Here is a 24,142-nt window from a genome sequence, read left to right as displayed (position 1 = left end):
TTCCTAAGGTCTTCTGAAGCCCGTCGGCCGGTCGTAGAGCCGGGCGATGCGCTCGATCGCCTCATCGAGAGGCTCGCGCACCACCATCATGGCGTGGCCGCTGGCGTGGATGATGGTCTCGCCGTCGGCGACGATCGCGACATGGCCCTTCCAGAACACGAGGTCGCCGCGCCGCAGCTCGTCGCGGCCCGCCAGCAGCGCGCCGAGCGCGGCGGCCTGCATGTCGGTGTCGCGCGGGACGGGCCGCCCGGCCATGCGCAGGGAAAGCTGGACGAGGCCCGAGCAGTCGATGCCGAAGGCGCTGGTGCCGCCCCAGAGATAGGGCGTGCGCTCCAGCATCCCGGCGACCGCGACGTAATCGGCAATGACGTCGCCAGCCGGGCGGAGATGGGCAGCGACGACCGCCTCGCCCGTGTCGGTCAGCGCGTAGTCCGTGCCGCGCGTCGTCGCGGCGCCGACGATGGTGAGCCGGCTGCCGAGCGAGAGCGCAGCGGTGGCACGCCTCTTCATGTCGGCCTCAGCATAGAGAAAGGTGCGCGGCACGGAGACGACATGGGTGGGGGCATGCACGGCCGGCACGACGAGGCCGGCGGCCTCGACATAGCCGACATAGGAATCGCGGCCGGCCTGCACCCAGGCGAAGCCGTCCGCTTCCTCGAACACGCGCACCTCGTCGCCGAGGATGAGCTGGGTGTCGAGGCCGGCGTCGGCGCGCGGCGCGCTGCGGAGGTCGAGGACGGGTGCGGCGACGCGCGCCTCGGCGCCGGTGACGAAGCGCGCGGCTTCGACACGGCCTTGCAGCCGCGCGTCGGCGAGGTCGGGGCGGAAGGCGTTCAGCCTGCGGTCGAGCAGCGCGTCGGTCACAGCGGAAGCTCCGCCGCCTTCTCGATGACGACGTCGCCGAACCGCTCGACGAACAGCGCGCCCTCCACCGTGCGCCGCACCAGGACGTTGCGCCTGTCCCTCTCGTCGCGGTGGCGCGAGACGAGGCCCATCGCGCCCATCGTGTCGAGCGCGCGGGTTATCACCGGCTTGGTCACGTCAAGCTTCGCGGCCAGCGCGCGCACCGTGTGCGGCGGCGGGTCGAGATAGACGGTGAGCAGGATCGCCATCTGGCGCATGGTCAGATCATGCGAGGCGGCGCGCACCTCGGCAAGGGTGACCTGTTGCCAGAGCCGCAACGACTGGCTGGGACGCATCGAAATCGCCATCGCGCCAGCATCGCCGAAAACCGTTTCGGTTCCGTTTCTTTTCTCCCGGGATTATCGGCGGTAGCGCTCGGCCAGCACGGTCTCGATGGCGCGAATCCCCTGCGCCTCGCCGCCGACCGGGCAATGCGGCTTCTCGACCGGGCACCAGCCGAAGACGTCGAGATGCGCCCAGCTCCTCGCCCTGTCGACGAAGCGGCGCAGGAACAGCGCCGCCGTCACCGCACCGGCGAAGCCGTCGGTGGTGACGTTATTCAAGTCCGCCACCTTTGAGGCGAGCTTTTTATCGTAAGGCGACCACAGCGGCATGCGCCACAAGGGATCGGCGACGGCCGCCGAGGCCGCGACAAGCGCGGCGGCGAGCGCCTCGTCGTCGGTGAAGAAGGGCGGCAGGTCCGGCCCGAGCGCGACGCGCGCTGCCCCGGTCAGGGTGGCCATGTCGATCAGGAGGTCCGGCTCCTCCTCGTCGGCCAGCGCCAGCGCGTCGGCCAGCACGAGGCGGCCTTCCGCGTCGGTGTTGCCGATCTCGACCGTCGGCCCTTTGCGGCTTCGCAGCACATCGCCGGGGCGGAAGGCGTTGCCGGAAATCGCGTTCTCGACCGCCGGGATGAGGACGCGCAGCCTGACATCGAGCCGGCCGCCCATGACGAGGGCGGCGAGGCCGAGCACATTGGCCGCGCCGCCCATGTCCTTCTTCATCAGCAGCATGCCGGAGGCGGGCTTGATGTCGAGGCCGCCGGTATCGAAGCACACGCCCTTGCCGACCAGCGCCAGCTTCGGCGCGTCGGGACGGCCCCATGTCAGGTCGATCAGCCGCGGCGCCTGCGCCGCGGCGCGGCCGACCGCGTGGATCATCGGGAAGTTTTGGGCGAGGAGTTCGTCGCCGGCGATCACCGCAACCTCCGCGCCATGGGCGGCGGCGAGGTCGTGCGCCGCCCGCTCCAGTGCCTCCGGCCCCATGTCGCTGGCCGGCGTGTTGATGAGGTCGCGCACGAGGAAGATTGCTTCCGCGCGCCGCCGCACCGGCTCGCCGTCGACCCCCTCCGGCACGGCGAAGGCGACGTCGCGGCCCTGATGCTTGCGATAGCGGGAGAAGGCATAGCCGCCGAGCGCGAGGCCGAGCAGCGCCAACTCCGGCTCGGCCGGCGTCTCGGCGAAGCGCCACGCGCCTTCGGGCAGCTGCCGCGCCAGCGCGCCGAGGCCGAGCGGCGAGAAGCCGCCGCGCTGTTCCGCGACGCCGAACAGCGCCCCGGCAATGTCGCCGCCCGCACCGGGCAAAAGGAGGAGCTTGCCTTCCTCGCCGGAAAAGCCGTTGCCCGCGACCCAGCCGCGCGCGGCATCGTCGAGCGCGAGCCCGGCAAGGCCGGCGCGGGTGACGAGGTGGACGGGGCGGGCGGGGTCGGTGGCGGCGGTGAGCTTGACGGGCATGGCGGGTTGAATCCTGAAACGCGACGGAAGGCGGCTGACGCCAGTATAGACATCGCCGCCCCGGCTTTCAGCCCTGCCAGAGGCGATGGACGGTCGTTCCAGAAGCGTGAAGCGTCAGACCTTGTAGCCGATCCTCAACCCGCCCCAGTGGCGGCCCTTGACGGCGATCGGCGCGGAGAGATCCTTCATCAGCGCGAAATTGCCGCCGCCCATGTCGCGGCGATAGGTCTGGAGCAGGAACGGCCGCGTGTTGCGGCCGGCGCCCAGCCCGGTGCGGTCGGAGAAGATGCGCCGGTTGCGGCAGTTGGCGGCGTTCCACACCGGGTCGTCGCCCTGCGGCCTGGAATAGACCAGATTGTGCGTCGGCAGGTAGCCGTTGCGGTCGAGCGCGGCGCAGAAGACGATGCGCGGGTCCATGCCAAGCACCGGCTCCTGCACCTGCGGCAGAACCCGGTCGGTGAAGGCAGTGAAGCGGGCCATGACCTGCGCCGGGTCGGTGCCGGGGATCGGGCGATACTCCTCGTCGAACAGCTCGGCCATGCTGATGCGGCCGTGGTCCACGGCCTCCTCGAACAGGGCCGCTATTTCGCCGGCCTTGTGGCGGCAAATCTCGATCAGCGGCGTGTCGGGCGTCTCGATGCCGGTGCCGGCGATGTAGAGGATGAAATCCTCGGAAATGTCGAGGATGGCCTGCGAGCGGCGGCCGGCGGCGGTCAGCTTGACGTCGCCGTCGCGCGCCATCGTCGCCAGTTCGCTCAGTTGCGCGCGCACCTCGTCGGTGGCGGCGATGTTCTGCTGCACCGGGTCGGCCATGGACTCGATGCTGTCGGCGAGCTCCTCGACGGAGGCGACCAGCGACTGGATGGTGCGGGTCGCCTCGCTGGCCTCACCCGACGCTGCGATCGCCGCTTCCGCCGTCGCGGCGCTTCCTTTCGAGGTCTGGTTCAATTCGGCCAGCGTGCCCTGAAGCGCGGCGAGGCTCGCCTCGTTCTGCTTGGCGGCGCTGCCGATCTGGTCGGCCAGCGCCTTGACCGCCTTGCCGATGACGGCGAAGCCCTTGCCGGCGTCGCCGAGGCGCGCGGCCTCGATCGAGGCGTTCAGCGCGACGAGCTGGGTCTCGCGGGCGATCTCGTTGATCGAGGCGCTGGCCTCGCGCACCAGCTTGATCGTCTCCGTGACCTTCTCCAGCGACGCGCCGAAGCCGATGACGTCCTCGCTCAGCGTCTGCAAATTCGCGACCGCGCCGTCGAGCGTGCGGGCGACGGTGTCGGCGCTGGCCGAGAGCGTCGCGCGCGTCCCGGCGGCCGAGGCGCGCGTCTCCTCCATCGACGCCGCGAGGCGGGCGTTGGTCCTGCCCGTGGCCTCGGCCTCGCGCACCACGCCCATCAGCGTCTCGAGCTGGCGATGGCCGAGCCTGCCCATGTCGTCGATGATGCCGACGATGTCGGCGATCTCGACGCCGAGCCGGCTCGCCCGCTCGCCGATGGCCGCGATGTCGGCGTCCTGATGAAACGCGCCGCCGTCCGCGACAGCAACGTCAAGCTGAGCCAGGCTCATACCTTACCCTCCCGCAAGTATTCGCGGGCGGATTCTGGTCACTTCGCGTTACGTTGACGTTAACCCCGTGAATTAATGCGCCTCGTCCCAGTTGTGGGCGGCGCGGGCATCGACGGCGAGCGGGACCTTCATCGACAGCGCGGGCATCGTCGCGTTCTCCATGGTCGCGCGGATCACCGGGATCGCGGCAGCGACCTCGGCCTCCGGCGCCTCGAAGATCAGCTCGTCATGCACCTGAAGCAGCATCCTCGTGTCGTTCAGCCCCGCCTCGACCAGCGCCTCCTCCATTCGCACCATGGCGCGGCGGATGATGTCGGCGGCGGACCCCTGGATCGGCGCGTTGATCGCGGCGCGCTCGTTGAAGGCGCGCACCGAGGGGTTGGGCGAGCGGATTTCCGGGTAATGGGCGCGCCGGCCGAAGATGGTCTCGACATAGCCCTTGTCGCGGGCAGTGGCCTTGGTCGCCTCCATATAGTCGCGGATGCCGGGGAAGCGCTCGAAATACTTCCTGATGTAGCTTCCCGCCTCCTCGCGCGGAATGGAAAGCTGGTTGGCCAGCCCGAAGGCCGAGATGCCGTAGATGATGCCGAAATTGATCGCCTTGGCGCGGCGGCGCACCTCGCCCGGCATGCCCTCGACCGGCACGCCGAACATTTCGGAGGCGGTCATGGCGTGAATGTCGATGCCGTCGGCGAAGGCCTGCCGGAGCTGCGGGATGTCGGCGACGTGGGCGAGCACGCGCAGCTCGATCTGGCTATAGTCGGCCGAGATCAGCAGGTTTCCCGGCTCGGCGATGAAGGCGGTCCTGATCTTGCGCCCCTCGGCGGTGCGCACCGGGATGTTCTGGAGGTTGGGATCGGACGAGGACAGCCGCCCCGTCGTCGTCGCCGCCAGCGCGTAGGAGGTGTGGACCCGCTTCGTCTCGGGATGGATGAAGCCGGGCAGCGCGTCGGTATAGGTCGATTTCAGCTTGGTGAGCTGGCGCCAGTCGACGATCTTGCGCGGCAGCTCGTGGCCCTCGGCAGCGAGGTCCTCCAGCACCTGCGCGGAGGTCGACCACTGGCCTGTCTTGGTCTTGGAGCCGCCCGGCAGGCCCATCTTGCCGAACAGGATGTCGCCGAGCTGCTTGGGCGAGCCGATGGTGAAGCGCTCGCCGGCAAGCCGGTATATCTCGTCCTCCAGAGCCGCCGCGCCCTGCGCCAGCTCGCCGGAAAGCCGCGACAGGATCTGGCGGTCGACCGAGATGCCGCGCTCCTCCATCCGCGCCAGCACCGGCGCCAGCGGCCGCTCCAGCCGCTCGTAGACGGAGACGAGCCCTTCCGCCGCCAGCCGGGGCTTCAGCACCCGCCACAGGCGCAGCGTCACGTCGGCGTCCTCCGCCGCGTAGCAGGTGGCTTTCTCGAGATCGACGAAATCGAAGGTGATCAGGCTTTTGCCCGAGCCGCAGACATCCTTGAATGCGATCGGCTTGTGGCCGAGCCAGCGTTCCGACAGCGCGTCCATGCCGTGGCCGCCGTTCAGCCCGGCGTCGAGCACGTAGGAGATCAGCATCGTGTCGTCGTAAGGCGCGATGTCGATGCCGTGGCGGCGCATCACGACGAGGTCGTATTTGAGGTTCTGGCCGATCTTGAGGGTGGCCGCGTCCTCCAGCAGCGCCTTCAGCGCCGCCAGCACCTCCCGGACGGGAATCTGCCCCTCGACCGGGCCGCCGCCGAGGAGATCGCCCGCGCCCGCCTTGTGGCTGAGCGGCACATAGGCGGCGCGGCCCGGCCGGACGGCGATCGAGAAGCCGCACAGCTCGGCCTGCATCGGGTCGAGCGAGGTGGTCTCGGTGTCGAAGGCGACGATGCCGGCCTCTCGCGCCTCGGCGACCCACGCCTTCAGCTCGGCGAGGTCGCGGATGCAGGCATAGGCCGTGGTGTCGATCGTCTCCGCCGCGGCCTCGCCGAGGCGGGCGGCCACGAGCGCCGCTGGTGTGTTGGCGGCCGGCGCGTCCTGCGCGATTTCCCCGGTTCCGGCTTCGGCCGGCGCGTCCGCGCCCGGCTCCGTCGGCGCGTCGAGGTCGGGACCGTGCGCCTCCGCGCCGCGCTCGACCTCGACATGGGCCGGCTCGATCTCGGCGGCGTCGGCGCCGGACGCCTCGGCGACGCGCCGCGTCAGCGTGGTGAACTCCATCGCCTTGAGGAACGCGATCAGCTTCGGCGCGTCCGGCGCATCGAGCGTCAGCGACTCCAGCGGCTCGACGCCCGGCACGTCGGTCTTCAGCCGCACCAGCTCGCGCGACATCAGCGCCTTGTCGCGGTTCTCGATCAGCGTCTCGCGGCGCTTGACCTGCTTGATCTCGGAGGCGCGGGCGAGCAGCGTGTCGAGGTCGCCATACTCCTCGAGAAGCTGCGCCGCCGTCTTCTGGCCGATGCCGGGCACGCCGGGGATGTTGTCGATCGAGTCGCCCATCAGCGCCTGCAGGTCGACCATCTTCTCCGGCGGCACGCCCCACTTCTCGATCACCTCCGGCACGTTGATCTCGCGGTCCTTCATCGGGTCGTAGAGCGAGACGGTGGGGCCGACGAGCTGCATCAGGTCCTTGTCGGAGGAGATGATGGTGGTGGAGCCGCCCGCCTCGTTGGCCAGCCGCGCATAGGTGGCGATCAGATCGTCGGCCTCGTAGCCGTCCATTTCGAGGCAGGGCAGGCCGAAGGCGGCGGTCGCCTTGCGGATCAGCCCGAACTGGGGCACGAGGTCTTCCGGCGGGGCCGAGCGGTTGGCCTTGTATTCGGGATAGAGCGCGTTGCGGAACGTCTTCGACGAATAGTCGAAGATCACCGCGAAATGGCTGGGCGTGACCCCGAGATCGGTGTTGCGCGCGTCGCGCATCAGCTTCCACACCATGTTGCAGAAGCCCAGCACCGCGTTGGTCGGCAAGCCGTCCGACTTGCGGGTGAGCGGCGGAAGCGCGTGATAGGCCCGGAAGATGTAGCCGGAGCCATCGACGAGGAAGAGGTGATCGCCCTGTTTCATGGGGCAACGGGTAGCGCGGGCGGGCGGCACTGTCCATGGCAAACACGCCCGCGCCGCCGAAACCGCCACGGCCGCGAACCGGGGCGCTTTCCCATCACGGCCCCCATCACGCCCATGTTACGAAAGTGTAATCTTGACGCCCTTGAATCGCCACTTTCCGTGACCCAAATGGTGTGCATCGGCAGTTTTTGCCGAGTCCGGCAACAGGCCCGTCCCCCGCCTCAACCGGACAATGCGGGAGCCTCATCCCCCTCTCCGGGCTCCCGCATGGTTTGTGCAGTGCCGCCGTGGCTCCCCCCTCCGCCACGGCGGCATTTTTTTGGCCTTCCCTTTCCTTCTCCGCATGGCTGGCACAAGTGCCAAGGGCTTTTCGCGCACGCCGAGCAGCGATAGGGTCGCGGCCGAAGAATCGAAAGGTCTACCCATGTCCGCCTCGCCTGCCCTCACCCCTGTTTTGGATCGCATCGACGCCGCCCTGCCCGACAGCCTCGAGCGGCTGTTCGCCCTCGTGCGCATTCCGTCGATCTCGACCGATCCGGCCTATGCCGGCGAATGCCGCCGCGCCGCCGAATGGCTGGTCGAGGACCTTACGACCATCGGCTTCGAGGCCTCCGTGCGCGACACGACCGGCCACCCGATGGTCGTCGCCCATCACGAGGGGCCGGCGGGCAGTCCGCACGTCCTGTTCTACGGCCATTACGACGTGCAGCCGGTCGACCCGCTGTCGCTATGGGAGCACGACCCGTTCGAGCCGGCGGTGCGCGAGATCGAGCCGGGGCGCAAGGTGATCACCGGGCGCGGCTCGTCCGACGACAAGGGGCAGCTGATGCTGTTCGTCGAGGCCTGCCGGGCGTGGAAGGCGGTGCACGGCTCCCTGCCATGCCGCATCACGCTGCTGTTCGAGGGCGAGGAGGAGTCCGGCTCGCCCTCGCTGAAACCCTTCCTGCAGGCCAATGCCGAAGAGCTCACCGCCGATTTCGCCATGGTGTGCGACACCGGCATGTGGGACCGCGACACGCCGGCGATCAGCGTCGGCCTGCGCGGGCTGGTCGGCGAGGAGGTGACCATCCACGCCGCCGACCGGGACCTCCATTCGGGCCATTTCGGCGGCGCGGCCGCCAACCCGCTCCGCATCCTCGCCCGCATCCTCGCCGACATGCACGACGAGACCGGCCGCGTCACCATTCCCGGCTTCTACGACGGAGTCGAGGAGACGCCGAGCCAGGTCAAGGCGTCGTGGGACGCGCTCGGCCTGACGGCGGAAAAATTCCTCGGCGAGGTCGGGCTCTCCGTGCCTTCGGGCGAGAAGGGCCGCTCGGTGCTCGAATTGACGTGGGCGCGCCCCACCGCCGAGTTCAACGGCATTTCAGGTGGCTACGAGGGCGAGGGCTTCAAGACCGTCATCGCCGCGCAGGCCTCGGCGAAGGTGTCCTTCCGCCTCGTCCACAAGCAGGATCCGCAGAAGATCCGCGCCGCCTTCCGCGCATTCGTCGAGGAACGGCTGCCGGCCGACTGCCGCGCCAGCTTCAAGGAGCATGGCGGCTCGCCGGCGATCCAGCTTGCCTACGATTCGCCCATCGTCACCAAGGCGAAGGTCGCGCTGTCGGACGAATGGAACAAGCCGGCGCTGACCATCGCCATGGGCGGCTCGATCCCCATCGTCGGCGACTTCCAGCGGCTGCTCGGCATGGAATCGCTGCTGGTCGGATTCGGCCTTGACGACGACCGCATCCACTCCCCGAACGAGAAATACGACCTGTCCTCGTTCCACAAGGGCCAGCGCAGCTGGGCGCGCATCCTCGCCGCGCTGAGCCAAGGGTGAGGAAAGGACCGGCCATGACGATCCGCTTCCACAAGGGCGACCTCGCCGACCTGTCGCATTACGACGTCGATTCCGTCGCCATCGACACCGAGACGCTGGGGCTGAACCCGCATCGCGACCGGCTGTGTGTCGTCCAGCTCTCGCCGGGCGACGGCACCGCCGACGTGGTGCAGATCGCGGCCGGCCAGAGGCGCGCGCCGAACCTCGTCGCGCTCCTGAAGAACCGGAAGGTAACGAAGCTGTTCCATTACGGCCGCTTCGACCTCGCGGTGCTCTACCACGCCTTCGGGGTGATGCCGGAGCCGGTGTTCTGCACCAAGATCGCCTCGAAGCTGACGCGCACCTACACCGACCGGCACGGGCTGAAGGACATCTGCAACGAGCTCCTCGGCGTCAGCCTCTCCAAGGCGCAGCAATCGTCGGACTGGGCGGCCGGGACGCTCAGCCCCGAGCAGCTCGAATACGCCGCGTCCGACGTCCTCTACCTCCACCGGCTGCGCGACGTGCTGGCTGGACGGCTGGCACGCGACGGCCGGGCAAGGGAAGCCGAGGCCGCGTTCCGCTTCCTGCCGACCCGGGCGAAGCTCGACCTGATGGGCTGGGACGAGGAAGACATCTTCGCCCACTGAGGGCAGCCTTACCCGGCGGTCGGCGCGGCGAGCAGCCACAGGCCGAGCACGGTATAGCCGACCATCAGCGCCGCCAGCGGCAGCTGCGAGCGGACGGTGCGCGCCGCCGTGCCGTGCAGGCGGAAGGCGACGAGATGGGCGACGAGAATGGCGAGCAGGTGCCCGGCGACGATCGCGCCCGCTTGCAGGTTCCATAAGAGCCAGACCCGCTCCGCGCCCATCAGCGCTCCGGCCTGGACCTGAAGATGGCTGGAACCGGAAGGGTCGGCGAGCGCCGCCAGCGTGTACTGGGCGTCGACGACCAGCGACGGCAGGTAGTGCGCGGCGTGATAGGCGGCGGCGATCGGCACGATCGACCACACCAGCGCGCCGGCAGCCGTCCGGATGTCCGCTCCCGCGTCCTCCTTGCCGCCGGCCAGCCTTTCGCCGAGCGCGACCGCGAGGAAGAACGCCGCCGCCAGCAGCGCGAAGGCACCCGCCAGCCCGATTGTCGAACTCGCCGTCACCGCGCTGCGGCCGGGAAACTCCAGCGGATTGACCCCGATCAGGCCGAGCCAGAAGAAGGTGCGCATCAGCCCGTCGAAGGAGACGGAAGACAGCGCCAGGAGCAGGAACAGCGCGCCGCTCGCCGGCAGCGGCGGTGCGCTGGCGAGCTTCGCGCCGGGCAGGCACAGGAAAAGCCGCATCCCGCCGCCATCCTCCTGCCGGCCCTCGACGATGCCGAGCTTCGCCACCATGCGCAGGAAGGCGGACAGGCACTCGCCCTGCCGTGACCATGCCTCATGGCCGAAGAGAAATGCGGCGGCGAGGTTGACGAGGAAATAGACGCCGACGGCGCGGGCGAGGATCGTCGGATCGTCGGGCGCGGGATAGACCAGCTCGAACCAGGCGAAGGCGAAGAACTGGACGAGGGCCGGCCAGTAGCCGAGCCGGCCGGGCAGGTTCGCGCGCGGGATGTCCCGCCTGGTCAGCGCCGCCAGCGCCCGCCACGGCGCGTACCACGGATCGAGCCAGCGCCAGATGTCGCCGAAGGCGCCCTGCGCCAGCGTCATCCCGACCCAGAACATCGCCCACACCATCAGCGGCAGCGGGTTGGTCAACGGGTCGGGGCTGCCGAGGAAGCCGGCCGCGACCAGGAAGACGAGGAAGGCGAAGGAGAGAGCGCTCGAGACGAGCCGCAGCCCCTCCGGCACCGCGCCAGCCGCCAGCCGCCAGCCGAACGGGCGCTCGAGCGCCCGCTGCGGCACCAGCGCCAGCACGAGGAAGGTGAGCGCCACCGCGGCCGCGCCGCCGGCGAGATAATGCCCGGTCGGCAGGAGGAGGATGTGGCCGCGGTCGGATGCGTGGGCCAGCGCCTGGGCCGGAAACAGCGCCACGCCGGCGAGGGCCGCGCAGGCGGGACCCGCGCCCGCAAAGGCCGCGGCGCGACGGCGGATACCCGCCGTCCCCGTGCCTCTTCGCCGCTCCGCCGTCATCATCCGCTCTCCCGCCCCGCGCCAGCCGGCATGGTTGTGCCTGCCGGGGCCGGCAGGTTCAAGTCCCGGCCGCGTGGCCGGCGCGCGCAAAAGGTCGCGCGGCTATGGAAACGGTGGAGCGCCATCCCTACGTCCCTTTATGCAACGGCAGGACCGTTGCGCTTATACGGAGTATCGACATGCAGACGCCGCTCACCGTCACCTTCCGCAACATAGAACCGTCGCAGGCCATCGAGACCCATGTCCGGCGGCGTTTCGAGGATCTCGGCCGGCTTCATCCCCGGATCGTCGACGGCGACGTCACCATCGAGGCGCCGCAGAAGCGGCAGGTGTCGGGCCGGCCGTTCAAGGTGCATCTGCGGGTCGGCATTCCCGGGCCCGACATCAACGTCACCCGCGAGAGCGGCAAGGGAACGGCGGCCGCGGACATCAACCTGGCCGTCAACGATGCCTTCGAGACGGCGGGCCGCCTGCTGGTCGAGAAGAAGCGGGAGGCGGCGGGGCACTGAAGCGACGACCGCGTCCTATGCGCCCCGCGGGCGCGCGATCACGAACCGCCTGCGCCGCCCCTCATCCGCCCTTCGGGCACCTTCTCCCCGTGAACGGGGAGAAGCGATGCCGGCCGCATCGTCTCATCCCCTTTGCCACGCTCGCGATTGGCGAAAGCTAGAGAGGGAAGTCCTCTTCTCCCCGTTCACGGGGAGAAGGTGGCGGCAGCCGGATGAGGGGCAGCGCCAACGGTCAGACATCATGCCGCTCCGGAGCGGATAAGGCGGGCAGCGTCAGCCGGCGCTGCCGCGGCCTTCGAGGAGGACGGCGATGACGAGTTCGCGTCCTTCCCGGCTGATGCCGACGCCGCCGTCACGGCGCACGGCGAGCCCGCGCGCGATCAGCCTTTCACCGATCTCCTCCGGCAGCGCCGGATAAGGGCCGCGGTTCATCCGCTTCAGCGCCGTCCTCTCCTCCTCGTCCAGATCGCTCCACGCCACCGCCATCGCGCACCTTCCTTCCTCGAACGGCGACAGGAAAGCACGGCCTTTCCCGCCTGCGAAGCACCGTCCCGCTTTCCCGATCGGCCGATCGTCCGGGATGCGACAAAAAGTAGATTTCGAAGCGCACTTTCCTCTTGGGATTGCAACCCCTTGCTGTTAAAAGAGGTATTAAAAATACCTGTTTTAGCCGGCAGTCGCTTCGCCTCCGGGCGGGCGGCGGCAGAGGGATCGCATCATGGTAGCGGGACTGACACGGTCCGAACGCCAGCTCGCGCTGGTCATTCTCACTCTCCTCGGCCTTGCCGGCCTCGCCATGGCGGCGGCCGGGCGCGGCGACCTGATGGGCGCGCACGGCTTCGTCGTGCTCGTCTTCGCCGGCGCCGTCGCCTGGGTGCTGATGGCGGGCTTCTACGCGCCCGAGCCGGGCGAGGAGCGGCTGGCGCGCTATTACGACGACCCGACCAAGGCCGGCATCGTCCTGACCATGGGCTGGGCCGTGTTCGGCATGTTCTTCGGCGTGTGGGTGTCGGCGCTGCTGGCCTGGCCGGAGCTGACCTTCGTCGACCAGGCATGGGCGAGCTTCGGCCGCATGCGCCCGGTGCACACCACCGGCGTCATCTTCGGCTTCGGCGGCAACGCGTTGATCGCCACCTCCCTCCACGTCCTTCAGCGCACCTCGCGGGCGCGCCTGCCGGACCAGCTTTCCCCATGGTTCGTGCTTATCGGCTACAATCTGTTCTGCGTGCTCGCCGTCACCGGCTATTTCATGGGCGTCACCCAGTCGAAGGAATATGCCGAGCCGGAATGGTATGCCGACATCTGGCTGGTCGTGGTCTGGGTCGTTTATTTCCTGATCTACATCCGCACGCTGCAGCGGCGGCAGGAGCCGCATATCTACGTCGCCAACTGGTACTACATGGCCTTCATCCTGGTCGTGGCGGTGCTGCACATCGTCAACAACCTGGCGCTGCCGATCTCGCTTTCGGCCGCGCGCAGCTACCCGATCTATTCGGGCGTCCAGGACGCGATGGTGCAGTGGTGGTACGGCCACAACGCGGTCGCTTTCTTCCTCACCGCCGGCTTCCTCGGCATGATGTACTACTACATGCCCAAGCGCGCCGACCGGCCGATCTTCTCCTACCGGCTCTCCATCATCAGCTTCTGGGGCATCACCTTCTTCTACATGTGGGCCGGCTCGCACCACCTGCACTACACGGCGCTGCCGCAATGGGTGCAGACGCTGGGCATGACCTTCTCGATCATGCTGCTGGTGCCGTCGTGGTCCTCGGCCGGCAACGCTCTCGCAACACTCAACGGCGCCTGGCATAAAGTGCGCGACGACGCGACGCTGCGCTTCATGATGGTCGCGGCCGTGTTCTACGGCATCTCGACCTTCGAGGGCTCGTTCATGGCCATCCGCTCGGTCAACTCGCTCAGCCACTACACCGACTGGACCGTCGGCCACGTCCATGCCGGCGCGCTCGGCTGGGTGGCGATGATCACCTTCGGCTCGATCTACGCGCTGGTGCCGTGGATGTGGAAGCGCAAGACCATGTATTCGCCGCGCCTCGTCGAGGCGCATTTCTGGCTCGCGCTGACCGGGACCATCGTCTACGTCTTCGCGATGTGGAACTCGGGCATCATCCAGGGCCTGATGTGGCGCACCTATGCCGAGAGCGGCACGCTGGCCTATTCCTTCATCGACAGCCTCGTCGCCATGCACCCCTACTACATCGCGCGCACCGTGGGCGGGCTGTTCTTCCTCGCCGGGGCGAGCGTCGGCGCGTTCAACGTCGCCATGACCATCCGCGCGGCGCGGCAAGAGACGGTGCAGGGCAGCGCGGCCGATGTCCCCGCAACCGCCGCCGTCCAGCCGGGAGAATAACCAATGGCCGAATTCTTCCACCGCAAGCTGGAGCGTAGCGCCATCGGCTTCGTGCTCGCCATCGTCGGCGTTTCGGCCATCGGCGGCATGGTCGAGATCGCGCCGCTGTTCACCATCGACGAGACGGTCGAGCAGGCGCCCGACATGCGCGTCTACACGCCGCTCGAGCTCGCCGGGCGCAACATCTATGTGCGCGAGGGCTGCTATGCCTGCCACAGCCAGATGATCCGCACCCTGCGCGACGAGGTCGAGCGCTACGGGCCGTATTCGCTGGCCGTCGAATCGAGCTACGACCGGCCGATGCTGTGGGGCTCGAAGCGCACCGGGCCGGACCTCGCCCGCCTCGGCGGCAAATATTCCGACGCCTGGCATGTGGCGCATCTCGTCAACCCGCGCGACGTGGTGCCGGAATCGGTGATGCCGCGCTATGGCTGGCTCCAGCGCGACAATCTGCGCATCGACGATCTCGGCCGGCATCTCAAGGCGATGCAGCGCCTCGGCGTGCCCTATACCGACGAGATGATCGAGAACGCCACCGCCGACGCGATGGGCCAGGCCGCGCCCGATTCCGGCTACGCCGCCGGCGTCGCCGAGCGCTACGGCGAGGCCACCAACGTCCGCGTCTTCGACGGCGAGCCGGGCCGGCTGACCGAGATGGACGCGCTCGTCGCCTATCTCCAGATCCTCGGCCGGCTGACCGACGCCGCGCACGCGACCGACGCCGTCGAGACCGGCGCGCTCGATGCCGCGCCGGCGGAAACGGAGTGAGCGCGATGGGGATCGACCACGACACGCTCGTCGGCTTCGCCAAGAGCTGGGGGCTGTTCTACCTGATCGCCTTCTCGATCGCGGTGCTGGTCTACACGTTCTGGCCGTCCAACCGGAAACGCTTCGACCGCGCCAAGAAAAGCATTCTCGAAGACGACGACCGGCCGAAGAACGGCGGATCGGGGGAGAAATAGACCATGGCGCGTGAGAGGCACGATCCCGTCACCGGGCAGATGACGACGGGGCACGAGTGGAACGGCATCGAGGAGCTCGACACGCCGATCCCGCGCGTTGCGCTGTTCTTCCTCGTCACCACGGCGCTGTTCGCGCTCGGCTACTGGATATTGATGCCGGCATGGCCGCTCGGCGTCACCTACACGCGCGGCCTGCTCGGCTTCGACCAGCGCGAGGTGGTGACGCGGCAGGTCGACGAGGCGGCCGCCGCCCGCGCCAACTGGGTCGAGCGCGTGATGGCGCTCGACTATGCCGAGATCCGCGCCGACGCGGCGCTGATGGAGATCGTCAACGAGGCGGGCCACGCCCTCTTCGGCGACAACTGCGCCGTCTGCCACGGCACGGCCGGCACCGGCGGGCCGGGCTTCCCCGACCTGGCCGCCGGCGCGTGGCTGTGGGGCGGCGACGCCGGGACCATCCACGAGACGATCCGCGTCGGCATCAATTCCGGCCATGACGAGACCCGCATGTCGCAGATGATGGCGTTCGGCCGCGACGGCGTGCTGGAGCGCGATGAGGTGCGCGCGGTCGCCGCCTATGTGCGCTCGCTGTCGGGGCAGGACCTGTCGGCGACCGAGGCGGCGCGGCGCGGCGCGGGCGAGGAGATCTTCGCCGAGAACTGCGCCTCCTGCCATGGCGAGGACGCCACCGGCATGGTCGAGCTCGGCGCGCCGAACCTCGCCGACGACGTCTGGATCTATGGCGGCGACGCGCAGTCGGTCCAGGCATCGATCCATGGCGGCCGGCAGGGCCACATGCCGCATTGGGAAGGGCGGCTGAAGCCGCTCGACCTCAAGGTGCTGGCGCTCTATGTCGGCAGCCTCGCCGCCGGCGGCGCGGGAGGAGAGGAATGAGCGCGGCCCTCCCCTCCGGCCCCACGCGGCGGCTGAACTGGCGCCTTGTAGCGGCGGTCATCGCCGGGGCAGTGCTCGTCCTCCTCGTCGTCGCCAACGCGCATCTCGTCTATGTCGCCGTCGCCTCGCAGCCGGATTGCGTGGCACACATCAAGGCGCCGGAACAGGCGCGGACAATGGACGGCGTCGCCTATCGCGCCGCCCGCTCGTCCTGTTGAGGGAGGGAACCCGGACATGACCACCACGCCCTCGCAGCAGGCAGACACAAGGCCGGTGCCGCTCAACCATCGCCGCCGGCGTGGCCTGCCGGCTTCCGCCGCGCTCGGCTGGCTCGCCGCCGGCTGGCGCGATTTCATCACCGCGCCGCTGCCGAGCCTCGCCTACGGCCTCGCCGTCTTCGCCCTCTCGGTCACCGTCGTGTGGACGCTGTTCACGCTCGGCCTCGACTACATCCTGTTCCCGGCGCTGGCCGGGTTCATGGTGGTCGGGCCGCTGGTCGCCATCGGCCTCTACGGCAAGAGCCGCGACCTCGCCGAGGGCAGGACGCCGTCGCTGGCGCGCATGGTCTTCGTCAAGGCGGCGTCGGGGCCTCAGGTGCTGTTCACCGGCGCGATCCTGTGCCTGCTGATGCTGCTGTGGATGCGCGCGGCGGTCATCGTCTACGCGCTGTTCTTCGGCTTGAGGCCGTTCCCCGGCCTCGACCATGTGGCGCAGATGCTGCTGACCACGCCCGAGGGCTGGGGCATGCTCGTCGTCGGCACCGCCATCGGCGGGCTGTTCGCCGCCTTCTCCTTCGCGGTCTCGACCTTCGCGGTGCCGATGCTGCTGGCGGAGCGCACCGACGCCTTCACCGCCATGGGCACCTCGATCTCGCTGACCTGGAACAACCTCTCCGTCATGCTCGCCTGGGGCGCGATCGTCACCGCGCTCGTCGCCTTGAGCATCGCCACCGGGCTCATCGGCCTGATCGTCGCCTTCCCCGTGCTCGGGCACGGAACATGGCACAGCTACAAGGCCATCCGGGGGGCCATCCGGCAGGGCGACCGGGCCGAGGCGGGCGGCTAGGGGAAAATCCGGCAGGGCAACCAGAAAGGCAAACCGATGAACAGTCTCGTCTTCCTCATCCCCATCGCCCTCCTGTTCGGCGTCGTCGCGCTGACCTCGTTCCTGTGGTCGCTGCGCACCGGCCAGTACGACGATCTCGACGGCGCGGGCGAGCGCATCCTGCTGCGCGACGAACGCGAGGGCTGAGCCCGCCGCTCGTCAGGACGCGTGCGGCTTCGGCGCGCGCCAGCGCCGGAAGCGCAGGTCGAAGGTCTCCTCGCTGAGGATGGTGTTCGCCCCGTCGAGCACGGCGCGCCAGACCGTGTCGCCGCAGCGGACGCTTAGGCGGCGGCGGCCGCGATCCTCGCCCTCGCCGTCCTCGACGACGCTGGTGATCTCGCCGGCGCGCATCCGGCGCTGCAACTCGGCCTCGGAGATCGAAAGCCCGCGCATCAGCAGCGCCGGCTCGAGCACGAAATCGCCCTGCGCGTCCCGTTCGATCCGCATTCCATACCTTCCTTTCTGAAGGATCGCGGCCCGCCGCAGCAGGCGGGCCGCGATCCGGTTCTTCACTCGGCGGCGAGCAGCGCCGGGGCGATCGCGTCGGCCGGGGCCGCCACGAGCAGAAGCTGCACCCCGCTCGGGCCGGTGCGGCCGAAATGCTGCGGGTCGTCGGCGCGCAGCACCACGGTCGCGCCGACCGGAACCGGCGTCAGCCTGCCAGCATCGTAGGCGTCGCCGAGGCCGAGCTCGATCTCGCCGGCCAGCACCGTCACCAGCGCCACCTTGCCGGCCGGGTGCGGGTGCGGCGCGATCTCGGTGTCGGGCGGATACCAGACGCGCACGGCGACCACCTCGTCGCCGTGGTTGAGAAGGCGAAGCCCGTTGGAGCCGGATTCGCGCGGCGCGCCCGCCAGCTCCAGCGCCGCCTCGGGCGAGTGCCACAGCAGCTCCTGCGCGGCAGCCGGCAGCGACAGGGCGGCGCCGAGCGCAGCAGCGGCGAGAAGACGCGGCAAAATTCCAGACGATGACATATCCGGTTCCTTTCACGGGTTGTCGGCCCGATGCCTGATCCGACATGCCGGGCCGGTTGAACGGTTCTGGCTCTGTCGATGGCTGGAACGTCGCGACTATAAAAACAGGTATTTCAAAGTCAATATTAACCGAGGCCACTTGAAAGGCATCCGTCCTTTTCGCCCCATAGACATAAAGCCGCAGGTCGATGGAGCGGAATAATCGTTAGATTGACAATCTATGTTTAGATGGGGATAGTGCGTGGCAGATGGTCGCTCGCGGAAGGACGGGCCATGCAAGCCGCGGACCGAGGCATGGATAGCATGCACGAGCATGACAAGGCGAGACCGTTCGCGGGCGATCACGGCCCGATGGCGGCGAGCATCGGCGAGCTCGTCGCCATGTCCGCCTTTTCCGCGCCGTGCTGCAGCCATATCGCGCTGTGCGACGGCGCCTGCCGCGACGCCCGCCCGGGCGACAGCGGCGAGCGCCGCCCGCTTTCGGGAGATTTTTCACGATGATGGGCGCGGCCCTTTCCCGCTGGACCATGGCGAGCTTCGCGGCGGCGCTCGCCTTTCTTATCGGCGCGCTCGTGCTGATGGTCGCCGGCTACGGCTTCCCGGCCGCCGACATCCGCGCGCCGCAGACGCTGGTCGTCGTCCACATGGTGACGATCGGCTGGCTGAGCCTGCTGCTCGTCGGGGCGTTGTTCCAGTTCGTGCCGGTGCTGGTGGCCAAGCCGCTGCTGCACGAGGGGCTGGTGCTGCCGTCGCTGCTGGCGCTGATCGGCGGCCTCGCCTGCCTGCTGTGCGGCTTCCTGCATCTCGCGGCCGGCGACGGCGCGGCCGTTCCGCTGCTCGCGCTGGCCGCCATCCTGCTGCCGACCGGCTTCGCGCTCGCCCTCTTCGTCCTCGGCGCGACCCTGTGGAGCGCGCGGCAGTTGCCGCTGCCGGCGCGGTTCGTCGCGGTCGGGCTCGCCTACGTTGCCGCCACCGCCGCGTTCGGCGCACTGTTCTCGCTGGCGCTGGCCGGGTTCGTCTCCGTGCCCGTCCTGCTCGACCTCCACGCCGCCGGCATCCCCGTCCACGCCGCCGCCGGCTTCGGCGGCTGGCTGACCTTCACCGCCATCGGCGTCAGCTACCGCCTGCTGCCGATGTTCATGCTCGCGCCCGACCATGAGCGGGCGACGGGCCGGGTCGTGCTCTACGCTGGAAGCGGCGCGCTGTTCGCAGCCGCCCTCGCCGCGCCGGCCGAGGCGCTTTTCTCGGGCACGCAATTCGCCTTTCTCGCCGCCGGCGCCCTCGCGCTCGTCGCGCTGGCCGCCTATTCGGCGGATCTCTCCTTCTTCTACCGGATGCGCAAGCGGCGCGTCGTCGAGCTGAACAGCAAGGCGGCGCTCGGCGCGTTCGGCGGGCTCTATCTTTCCGCCCTTCTCCTCCTCGCCCTGTGGGCGAGCGGCGGGATCGCCGCCCATGCCGGCGCGCTCGTCTATCTCGTCGCCTTCGGCTGGCTGACCGGGCTCGGCCTGTCGCAGCTCTACAAGATCGTCCCGTTCCTGACCTGGCTCGAATGCTACGGCCCGGTGATGGGCCGCAAGCCGACGCCGCGCGTGCAGGACCTCGTCGTCGAGCGGCGCGACGGTGCGTGGTTCGCGCTCTACTTCCTGTCCGTCCTCGTTGGAACGGCGGCGCTGCTGGCCGACATGCCGGCCCTGTTCCGGCTTGCTTCCGTGGCGACGCTCGCGGCCACGCTCGCCATCGGCGCGGAGCTGGTGCTGGTGCGCCGCCTCGTCAACGTCAACACGGCGATGCGCCTGCCCGAAGGCGCGACGCGGCCGCGGCTGTTCCTGCCGCGGCGCGGCCGGACACCCAGCATGGGAGCTGCAAGATGAGCATTCCGCCCCTCGATCTCGACGTGCGGCCGATCCTGCGCGACGGCGGCGAGCCGTTCGGCGCGATCATGGAGGCGGTGGCCGGCCTCGCGCCTGGCCAGAGCCTGCGCCTGCTCGCCCCCTTCAAGCCCGCTCCCCTTTTCGGCGTGCTCGGCGCGCGCGGCTTCGAGCCGAGCGCGCGCGAGATCGGCGGCGGCGATTGGGAGGTGCTGTTCACGCCGCAGGCCGCCGCCACCTCACCGCAGAACGACAACGGAGCCGGCAACGGGACGGGCGCCGGGGGCGAGCGCTGGCCCGAGCCGTCGATCGAGCTGGACAACCGCGACCTCGACCCGCCCGAGCCCATGGTGCGCACGCTCGAGGTGCTGGAGCGGATGGCGCCGGGCGAGACGCTGGCCGCGATCCTGCCGCGCGAGCCGATCTTCCTGCTCAAGGAGCTGGAGACGCGCGGCCACCGCTGGCGCGGCGAGACCACGGCCGACGGCAGCTATCGCATCGTCGTCCTCGCAGGCGAAGGACAGGCGGCATCGTGACGGCGCCCCGCGAAGGAACCCCGGCATGAAGGGCCGCGCATCGCCGCAGCGGACGATCCTCGTCGACGGCAAGCCGCTGCCCGAGCTGCTCGACGAGGCGATGATCCGCGCCGTCGTCCACGGCTTCTACGCCGACGTGCGGCGCGACCCGCTGATCGGCCCGATCTTCAACGCGGCGCTCGCGCCCGACGAATGGCCGGCGCATCTCGACAAGCTGTGCGACTTCTGGTCGGCGACGCTTTTGCGCACCGACCGCTATGGCGGGCGGCCGCTGCCGCCGCACCTGCGCATCCCCGGTCTCGGCGAGGATCATTTCCGCCGCTGGCTCTCGCTGTTCCGCGACACTGTGCAGCGGCTCTGCCCCGCGGATGTCGCCGCCCTTTTCATGGACAGGGCGCTTCGCATCGCCCATTCTTTCCGCCTTGCCGTCGCCTTCAGCAGGGGCGAGGACACGACGACGATCGCGCCCATCGCGGGAGACGGGCTTTGAGACGGGCAGGCCTCGAGACAACGGATGTGACCACGAGATGCGGCTGACCAACTTTTCCGACTACGCGCTGCGCATGCTGATGTATGCTGCCTCGGCCGGCGACCGGCTCATCACCATCGAGGAGACGGCGCGCGTCTACAGCCTGTCGCGGACGCACCTCAACAAGGTCGCCAACACGCTGACGCGCGGCGGCTACCTCAAGGCGGTGCGCGGGCGCTCCGGCGGGCTGACGCTCGCCCGCCGCCCCGAGGCCATCCGCATCGGCGACGTGATCCGCCTGACCGAGCCGGATTTCTCGCTGGTCGAATGCTTCGCCACCGGCAACCAGTGCGTGCTGACCCGCTGCTGCAAGCTCGCCGGGGTCATGAGCGAGGCGGCCGCCTCGTTCCAGGCGACGCTCGACCGCTACACGCTCGCCGACATCGCGCTGACGCCCGGCGACTTCTTCGGCAGCCCGGTTCCGGCGCGCCAGCGCGAGGGCGAGACACTTCCGGCGTGAAGTTGCGGCGGCGCAAGGAGCGGGCGCGAATTCGGCGCTAGGCTGGCCGCACAGTCCCATCATCGGGAGTTGCCGCCATGAAGCCGGCTCTGGACGAAGACATGACCATGGACGACATCATGAGGGAGTGGCCGGCCACCATCCGGGTCGTGCTCGATCACGGCATGCTGTGCGTCGGCTGCCCGATCGCCTCGTTCCACACCGTCGAGGACGCGGTCAAGGAGCATGCGCTCGACGGCGACCGCTTCCGCCACGCCATCGAGGACGCGATGCGTGCCTGAATCCGGCCTTCGGGCGCTCAGTGCCCCGAGGCGCGGCCCTCGGCGAGGACCATCAGCCGGTGCGGCTCCACCACCGTCACCTTGCGGCGGCCGCCCTTGACCAGACCCTTCTCCTCCCAGGCGGTCAAAAGCCGGCTGACCGTGTGCAGCGTCGTCCCGGTCATCTCGGCGATGTCCTGCCGCGAGATCGGGAAGTCGACGACGATGCCCTCCTCGGTCTTGCGGCCGCGCTGGTTGATCAGGCGCAGCAGCGCGTGCGCGACCCGCTGCTCGACCTGCTTGGTCGCCATCTCGACGACCTGCGCCTGCGTGTCCTGAAGCCGCTCGCCGACGGTCTTGTAGGTGTTGGCGCCGAACGAGGGGAAGGCGGCGGCGAATTGCGACCACATGGTGCCGGGCCAGGCCAGCACCACGCAATCGACCACGGCCAGAGCCGTCGCCGGATAGGTTGTGCGGCCGATCGCCTGGGCGATGCCCATCAGCTCGCCCGGCGTGATGTAGCGCACCGTGACCTGCTGGCCCTCCGGCGTCGTCTTCATCACCCGCACATGGCCGTCGAGCAGAACGAAGAAGGAATGGGCCTCCTCCTCCTGCTCGAAGACGTTCGAGCCGGCGGAAAACCGCAGCGAGCGGGCGGCGTTGAGGATGCGGTCGAGATCGTCGGCCGCCATTCCGTCGAACAGCGGCAGGCCCGAAATCAGCGAGCGATCGAGACGGCTCACCTTCGCATCGTCCTTTCTGCGCCGGCATGGACGCGGATGTCGCGCCCGCCGCCTGAGTGAAACAACAGTCTCACAGGCCGGGCATGGCGCGCAAGCGGCCCGCATGCGGCGATTGTTCACATGGACCGCATCTTTCTGGTAAAGAAAATACGGGTTTTTGCAAGCAATCCGTCCCGCGGCCGCTTGCCCAACCGGAGAAAGGGATACCCATGAGAAAACATGCCGCCGCCCTCGCCGTCCTTGCGGCGTTCGCCATCGGAACCGCCGATGCCGCCGAGCACGAGGTGAAGATGCTGAACAAGGGCGAGAAGGGCGCGATGGTGTTCGAGCCCGACTTCCTCAAGGTCGAGCCGGGCGACACCATCAAGTTCGTCGTCGTCGACAAGGGCCACAATGCCGAGTCGATCAAGGGCATGCTTCCGGACGGGGCCGCCGAGTTCAAGGGCAAGATCAACGAGGAGATCGTCTATACGATCGAGCAGGAGGGCGTCTACGGCATCAAGTGCACGCCGCACTACGCGATGGGCATGGTGATGCTGGTGGTGGCCGGCGAGCCGGCCAATGCCGAGGCCGCCGCCGCCGTCAGGCAGCCGGGCAAGGCCAAGCAGGTCTTCGCCGACCTGTTCGCGCAGCTCGGCGAGTAAGAGACCGGCGACGCCGGGCGCCGGAAGGCCCGGCCGGATCCCATAAAAGCGAAGCGCCGCATGCCGGACAGGGATGCGGCGCTTCTGCGTCCCGAGGGAGAGGCTCAGCCGCGACCCTCGGGGCCGACGATGCGGCGCAGCAGCGCGACGCCGACGGCCGGGGCCGGCTCGCGCACCAGTCGGAAGCCGAGATTGTCGGGCGGGGCCATGCCGGCGGCGCAGCCGCCACTCTTGCCGTCGCGCAGGAAGTTCGACATGTAGCTGCGATGCTGCCCGCCGATGACGCGCACGCCGCAATTGGTCGTCGCCTCGGCCAGACGGCCGGCCGCGTCGATCCGGTTGCGGACGAAGCAGGTCTCGGTCCATTCCCAGACATTGCCGCCGAGATCGGCGAGGCCGTTGGAGTTGACGCCGAAATGGCCGCGCGGCTTCGGCTCCATGTCGCGCTCCTTGGGGTCGGCGCGATAGCGGTAGGCGGCGAGCCAGCGCGCGGCGGGGTTGGCGCCGTCGTCGTCCTCGACGATGCCGTTGGCCTCGGGGCCGAAGCGCTCGGCCGCCGCGAAGGACCATTCCTCGTCGCTCGGCAGTCGCCAGGCGTCGCCCGTGCGCTGCGACAGCCATGCGGCATAGGCGGTGGCATCGCGCCAGCTCACCCCGGTGACGGGCGCGTCGCCGGCGGCGCGGGTGTCGGCCGGCTGGCAGGCGCCGTCAGTGACGCAGGCCGCATATTCGGCGACGCTGACCTGATACTTCATGATCTCGACCGGGCGGCGGAACTGCCTTTCGACCACCGGGCCCTCGATGACGCGGCCGGACCTCTGGTACTCACCGGCGACGGCGTAGGAGAAGCGCCCGGCCTCGACGGAAACGGTCTCGATGGGCCCGACCACGCCGAGGCGGCCCGACGGGGCGGGCGCGTCCGGAAGCGGCATCAGCAGGGCGGCTGCGGCGACGGACGCGACAGCGGCGATGGCGGCGGAAATATGGACCTTCATCTTACGTCTCCCTGCGGAGTGCTTGTTGACGAATGATAGGCCGATCCCGGTTCAACTGTTTGTTTTTGCGCAATCAACGCCGCCAAACGGGCGCGGCAAGGTGCGCCAAAAGGAAGCGGCCCGCCCCCGGAGAAGGACGGGCCGCAGCCAGAGTCGAAG

The 24,142-nt window shown here is 69.3% G+C and carries 28 protein-coding genes; 17 read left to right on the top strand and 11 right to left on the bottom strand.

Annotated features, from left to right (window positions below; translation table 11 throughout):
* Window positions 1–3 precede the first annotated feature (3 nt).
* From M9945_RS03120 to polA, 5 genes are all read right to left on the bottom strand, one after another.
* Window positions 4–864 carry an NlpC/P60 family protein gene (locus tag M9945_RS03120; RefSeq protein ID WP_367943365.1) on the bottom strand — a complete coding sequence of 287 codons (861 nt, stop codon included), beginning with the start codon at window positions 862–864 and terminating at the stop codon, window positions 4–6.
* Window positions 861–1,211 (bottom strand): MarR family transcriptional regulator, encoded by a 351-nt coding sequence (locus M9945_RS03115; protein ID WP_367943364.1) that lies wholly within the window; start codon window positions 1,209–1,211, stop codon window positions 861–863. Before M9945_RS03115 ends, M9945_RS03120 begins: the two co-directional genes overlap by 4 nt.
* Window positions 1,212–1,262: 51 nt before the next feature.
* On the bottom strand, window positions 1,263–2,636 hold the full coding sequence (locus M9945_RS03110) for a M17 family metallopeptidase (RefSeq protein WP_367943363.1): 1,374 nt from the start codon (window positions 2,634–2,636) through the stop codon (window positions 1,263–1,265).
* A 114-nt stretch (window positions 2,637–2,750) separates the two neighbouring features.
* Window positions 2,751–4,193 carry a methyl-accepting chemotaxis protein gene (locus M9945_RS03105; protein ID WP_367943362.1) on the bottom strand — a complete coding sequence of 481 codons (1,443 nt, stop codon included), beginning with the start codon at window positions 4,191–4,193 and terminating at the stop codon, window positions 2,751–2,753.
* A gap of 72 nt (window positions 4,194–4,265) precedes the next feature.
* Window positions 4,266–7,211, bottom strand: coding sequence for a DNA polymerase I (gene polA / locus M9945_RS03100; RefSeq protein ID WP_367943361.1), 2,946 nt, complete (start codon window positions 7,209–7,211; stop codon window positions 4,266–4,268).
* Window positions 7,212–7,635: 424 nt separating this feature from the next.
* Here polA and M9945_RS03095 point away from each other — a divergent pair, with 424 nt between their 5' ends.
* Window positions 7,636–9,033, top strand: coding sequence for a dipeptidase (locus tag M9945_RS03095; RefSeq protein ID WP_367943360.1), 1,398 nt, complete (start codon window positions 7,636–7,638; stop codon window positions 9,031–9,033).
* A 14-nt stretch (window positions 9,034–9,047) separates the two neighbouring features.
* Entirely contained in the window at window positions 9,048–9,662 is a 615-nt protein-coding gene (locus M9945_RS03090; RefSeq protein WP_367943359.1) for a ribonuclease D, read from the top strand.
* Window positions 9,663–9,670: 8 nt separating this feature from the next.
* Here the strand turns inward: M9945_RS03090 and M9945_RS03085 are convergent, their stop codons facing one another.
* On the bottom strand, window positions 9,671–11,140 hold the full coding sequence (locus M9945_RS03085) for a hypothetical protein (RefSeq protein ID WP_367943358.1): 1,470 nt from the start codon (window positions 11,138–11,140) through the stop codon (window positions 9,671–9,673).
* 176 nt (window positions 11,141–11,316) lie between these two features.
* Here M9945_RS03085 and M9945_RS03080 point away from each other — a divergent pair, with 176 nt between their 5' ends.
* Window positions 11,317–11,646, top strand: a complete 330-nt coding sequence (locus M9945_RS03080; RefSeq protein ID WP_367931625.1) for an HPF/RaiA family ribosome-associated protein — start codon at window positions 11,317–11,319, stop codon at window positions 11,644–11,646.
* 273 nt (window positions 11,647–11,919) lie between these two features.
* Here M9945_RS03080 and M9945_RS03075 read toward each other — a convergent pair whose 3' ends face one another.
* A complete protein-coding gene (locus M9945_RS03075; RefSeq protein WP_367931626.1) occupies window positions 11,920–12,132 on the bottom strand; it encodes a hypothetical protein in 213 nt (70 codons plus the stop codon).
* Between the two features lie 232 nt (window positions 12,133–12,364).
* On the opposite strand from M9945_RS03075, the gene ccoN reads away from it, so the two are divergent.
* The 7 genes from ccoN to ccoS are packed head-to-tail and all read left to right on the top strand — an operon-like array spanning window position 12,365 to window position 17,121.
* Window positions 12,365–14,014 carry a cytochrome-c oxidase, cbb3-type subunit I gene (gene ccoN / locus M9945_RS03070; RefSeq protein ID WP_367943357.1) on the top strand — a complete coding sequence of 550 codons (1,650 nt, stop codon included), beginning with the start codon at window positions 12,365–12,367 and terminating at the stop codon, window positions 14,012–14,014.
* Window positions 14,015–14,017: 3 nt separating this feature from the next.
* Window positions 14,018–14,782, top strand: a complete 765-nt coding sequence (gene ccoO, locus M9945_RS03065) for a cytochrome-c oxidase, cbb3-type subunit II (RefSeq protein ID WP_367943356.1) — start codon at window positions 14,018–14,020, stop codon at window positions 14,780–14,782.
* 5 nt (window positions 14,783–14,787) lie between these two features.
* Window positions 14,788–14,976, top strand: coding sequence for a cbb3-type cytochrome c oxidase subunit 3 (locus M9945_RS03060; protein WP_367944752.1), 189 nt, complete (start codon window positions 14,788–14,790; stop codon window positions 14,974–14,976).
* A gap of 3 nt (window positions 14,977–14,979) precedes the next feature.
* The gene (gene ccoP / locus M9945_RS03055) at window positions 14,980–15,870 is read left to right on the top strand and encodes a cytochrome-c oxidase, cbb3-type subunit III (RefSeq protein ID WP_367943355.1); all 891 of its coding nucleotides are present in this window, start codon (window positions 14,980–14,982) and stop codon (window positions 15,868–15,870) included.
* Window positions 15,867–16,088, top strand: coding sequence for a hypothetical protein (locus M9945_RS03050; RefSeq protein WP_367943354.1), 222 nt, complete (start codon window positions 15,867–15,869; stop codon window positions 16,086–16,088). Before ccoP ends, M9945_RS03050 begins: the two co-directional genes overlap by 4 nt.
* Window positions 16,089–16,104: 16 nt before the next feature.
* Window positions 16,105–16,935, top strand: a complete 831-nt coding sequence (locus M9945_RS03045; RefSeq protein ID WP_367943353.1) for a DUF2189 domain-containing protein — start codon at window positions 16,105–16,107, stop codon at window positions 16,933–16,935.
* 36 nt (window positions 16,936–16,971) lie between these two features.
* A complete protein-coding gene (gene ccoS / locus M9945_RS03040; RefSeq protein ID WP_367931632.1) occupies window positions 16,972–17,121 on the top strand; it encodes a cbb3-type cytochrome oxidase assembly protein CcoS in 150 nt (49 codons plus the stop codon).
* A 12-nt stretch (window positions 17,122–17,133) separates the two neighbouring features.
* On the opposite strand, the gene M9945_RS03035 is transcribed toward ccoS, so the two are convergent.
* Window positions 17,134–17,421, bottom strand: coding sequence for a DUF6522 family protein (locus M9945_RS03035; RefSeq protein ID WP_367931633.1), 288 nt, complete (start codon window positions 17,419–17,421; stop codon window positions 17,134–17,136).
* A 62-nt stretch (window positions 17,422–17,483) separates the two neighbouring features.
* A complete protein-coding gene (locus tag M9945_RS03030; protein ID WP_367943352.1) occupies window positions 17,484–17,948 on the bottom strand; it encodes a hypothetical protein in 465 nt (154 codons plus the stop codon).
* Between the two features lie 294 nt (window positions 17,949–18,242).
* Between M9945_RS03030 and M9945_RS03025 the strand changes: the two genes are divergently transcribed.
* The 6 genes from M9945_RS03025 (at window position 18,243) to M9945_RS03000 (ending at window position 21,622) form a co-directional block, all read left to right on the top strand.
* Window positions 18,243–18,449, top strand: a complete 207-nt coding sequence (locus M9945_RS03025; RefSeq protein ID WP_367943351.1) for a hypothetical protein — start codon at window positions 18,243–18,245, stop codon at window positions 18,447–18,449.
* Window positions 18,446–19,819 carry a hypothetical protein gene (locus M9945_RS03020; protein WP_367943350.1) on the top strand — a complete coding sequence of 458 codons (1,374 nt, stop codon included), beginning with the start codon at window positions 18,446–18,448 and terminating at the stop codon, window positions 19,817–19,819. The genes M9945_RS03025 and M9945_RS03020 overlap by 4 nt, the downstream gene beginning before the upstream one ends.
* Window positions 19,816–20,352, top strand: a complete 537-nt coding sequence (locus M9945_RS03015; protein ID WP_367943349.1) for a DUF2249 domain-containing protein — start codon at window positions 19,816–19,818, stop codon at window positions 20,350–20,352. Before M9945_RS03020 ends, M9945_RS03015 begins: the two co-directional genes overlap by 4 nt.
* Before the next feature lie 25 nt (window positions 20,353–20,377).
* Window positions 20,378–20,842 carry a group III truncated hemoglobin gene (locus tag M9945_RS03010; RefSeq protein ID WP_367943348.1) on the top strand — a complete coding sequence of 155 codons (465 nt, stop codon included), beginning with the start codon at window positions 20,378–20,380 and terminating at the stop codon, window positions 20,840–20,842.
* Between the two features lie 37 nt (window positions 20,843–20,879).
* Complete coding sequence (locus tag M9945_RS03005; RefSeq protein WP_367931639.1) at window positions 20,880–21,341, top strand: Rrf2 family transcriptional regulator; 462 nt, start codon at window positions 20,880–20,882, stop codon at window positions 21,339–21,341.
* 77 nt (window positions 21,342–21,418) lie between these two features.
* On the top strand, window positions 21,419–21,622 hold the full coding sequence (locus M9945_RS03000) for a DUF1858 domain-containing protein (protein WP_367931640.1): 204 nt from the start codon (window positions 21,419–21,421) through the stop codon (window positions 21,620–21,622).
* Between the two features lie 17 nt (window positions 21,623–21,639).
* On the opposite strand, the gene M9945_RS02995 is transcribed toward M9945_RS03000, so the two are convergent.
* A complete protein-coding gene (locus M9945_RS02995; RefSeq protein WP_367943347.1) occupies window positions 21,640–22,344 on the bottom strand; it encodes a Crp/Fnr family transcriptional regulator in 705 nt (234 codons plus the stop codon).
* Between the two features lie 209 nt (window positions 22,345–22,553).
* Here M9945_RS02995 and M9945_RS02990 point away from each other — a divergent pair, with 209 nt between their 5' ends.
* Window positions 22,554–22,988 carry a pseudoazurin gene (locus tag M9945_RS02990; protein ID WP_367943346.1) on the top strand — a complete coding sequence of 145 codons (435 nt, stop codon included), beginning with the start codon at window positions 22,554–22,556 and terminating at the stop codon, window positions 22,986–22,988.
* A 104-nt stretch (window positions 22,989–23,092) separates the two neighbouring features.
* Here the strand turns inward: M9945_RS02990 and M9945_RS02985 are convergent, their stop codons facing one another.
* Window positions 23,093–23,983, bottom strand: coding sequence for an SUMF1/EgtB/PvdO family nonheme iron enzyme (locus M9945_RS02985; protein WP_367943345.1), 891 nt, complete (start codon window positions 23,981–23,983; stop codon window positions 23,093–23,095).
* Window positions 23,984–24,142 lie beyond the last annotated feature (159 nt).

Origin of the sequence: Aquamicrobium sp. (genome assembly GCF_023954335.1) — a bacterium.
In the GTDB taxonomy this organism is placed as follows: domain Bacteria; phylum Pseudomonadota; class Alphaproteobacteria; order Rhizobiales; family Rhizobiaceae; genus Aerobium.
This window is presented reverse-complemented; position numbering and strand designations above follow the sequence as displayed.

Excerpts from the sequence above, each read along its gene's own strand:
- M9945_RS03000 (WP_367931640.1), top strand. The coding sequence starts at position 21,419 with ATGAAGCCGGCTCTGGACGAAGACATGACCATGGACGACATCATGAGG.
- M9945_RS03050 (WP_367943354.1), top strand. The coding sequence starts at position 15,867 with ATGAGCGCGGCCCTCCCCTCCGGCCCCACGCGGCGGCTGAACTGGCGC.
- M9945_RS03095 (WP_367943360.1), top strand. The coding sequence starts at position 7,636 with ATGTCCGCCTCGCCTGCCCTCACCCCTGTTTTGGATCGCATCGACGCC.
- M9945_RS02985 (WP_367943345.1), bottom strand. The coding sequence starts at position 23,983 with ATGAAGGTCCATATTTCCGCCGCCATCGCCGCTGTCGCGTCCGTCGCC.
- ccoP (WP_367943355.1), top strand. The coding sequence starts at position 14,980 with ATGGCGCGTGAGAGGCACGATCCCGTCACCGGGCAGATGACGACGGGG.
- M9945_RS03035 (WP_367931633.1), bottom strand. The coding sequence starts at position 17,421 with ATGCGGATCGAACGGGACGCGCAGGGCGATTTCGTGCTCGAGCCGGCG.
- M9945_RS03030 (WP_367943352.1), bottom strand. The coding sequence starts at position 17,948 with ATGTCATCGTCTGGAATTTTGCCGCGTCTTCTCGCCGCTGCTGCGCTC.
- M9945_RS03020 (WP_367943350.1), top strand. The coding sequence starts at position 18,446 with ATGATGGGCGCGGCCCTTTCCCGCTGGACCATGGCGAGCTTCGCGGCG.
- M9945_RS03005 (WP_367931639.1), top strand. The coding sequence starts at position 20,880 with ATGCGGCTGACCAACTTTTCCGACTACGCGCTGCGCATGCTGATGTAT.
- M9945_RS03015 (WP_367943349.1), top strand. The coding sequence starts at position 19,816 with ATGAGCATTCCGCCCCTCGATCTCGACGTGCGGCCGATCCTGCGCGAC.
- M9945_RS03010 (WP_367943348.1), top strand. The coding sequence starts at position 20,378 with ATGAAGGGCCGCGCATCGCCGCAGCGGACGATCCTCGTCGACGGCAAG.
- M9945_RS03045 (WP_367943353.1), top strand. The coding sequence starts at position 16,105 with ATGACCACCACGCCCTCGCAGCAGGCAGACACAAGGCCGGTGCCGCTC.
- M9945_RS03110 (WP_367943363.1), bottom strand. The coding sequence starts at position 2,636 with ATGCCCGTCAAGCTCACCGCCGCCACCGACCCCGCCCGCCCCGTCCAC.
- polA (WP_367943361.1), bottom strand. The coding sequence starts at position 7,211 with ATGAAACAGGGCGATCACCTCTTCCTCGTCGATGGCTCCGGCTACATC.
- M9945_RS02990 (WP_367943346.1), top strand. The coding sequence starts at position 22,554 with ATGAGAAAACATGCCGCCGCCCTCGCCGTCCTTGCGGCGTTCGCCATC.
- M9945_RS03105 (WP_367943362.1), bottom strand. The coding sequence starts at position 4,193 with ATGAGCCTGGCTCAGCTTGACGTTGCTGTCGCGGACGGCGGCGCGTTT.
- ccoN (WP_367943357.1), top strand. The coding sequence starts at position 12,365 with ATGGTAGCGGGACTGACACGGTCCGAACGCCAGCTCGCGCTGGTCATT.
- M9945_RS03080 (WP_367931625.1), top strand. The coding sequence starts at position 11,317 with ATGCAGACGCCGCTCACCGTCACCTTCCGCAACATAGAACCGTCGCAG.
- M9945_RS03025 (WP_367943351.1), top strand. The coding sequence starts at position 18,243 with ATGGATAGCATGCACGAGCATGACAAGGCGAGACCGTTCGCGGGCGAT.
- ccoS (WP_367931632.1), top strand. The coding sequence starts at position 16,972 with ATGAACAGTCTCGTCTTCCTCATCCCCATCGCCCTCCTGTTCGGCGTC.
- M9945_RS03115 (WP_367943364.1), bottom strand. The coding sequence starts at position 1,211 with ATGGCGATTTCGATGCGTCCCAGCCAGTCGTTGCGGCTCTGGCAACAG.
- M9945_RS03085 (WP_367943358.1), bottom strand. The coding sequence starts at position 11,140 with ATGATGACGGCGGAGCGGCGAAGAGGCACGGGGACGGCGGGTATCCGC.
- M9945_RS03075 (WP_367931626.1), bottom strand. The coding sequence starts at position 12,132 with ATGGCGGTGGCGTGGAGCGATCTGGACGAGGAGGAGAGGACGGCGCTG.
- ccoO (WP_367943356.1), top strand. The coding sequence starts at position 14,018 with ATGGCCGAATTCTTCCACCGCAAGCTGGAGCGTAGCGCCATCGGCTTC.
- M9945_RS03060 (WP_367944752.1), top strand. The coding sequence starts at position 14,788 with ATGGGGATCGACCACGACACGCTCGTCGGCTTCGCCAAGAGCTGGGGG.
- M9945_RS03090 (WP_367943359.1), top strand. The coding sequence starts at position 9,048 with ATGACGATCCGCTTCCACAAGGGCGACCTCGCCGACCTGTCGCATTAC.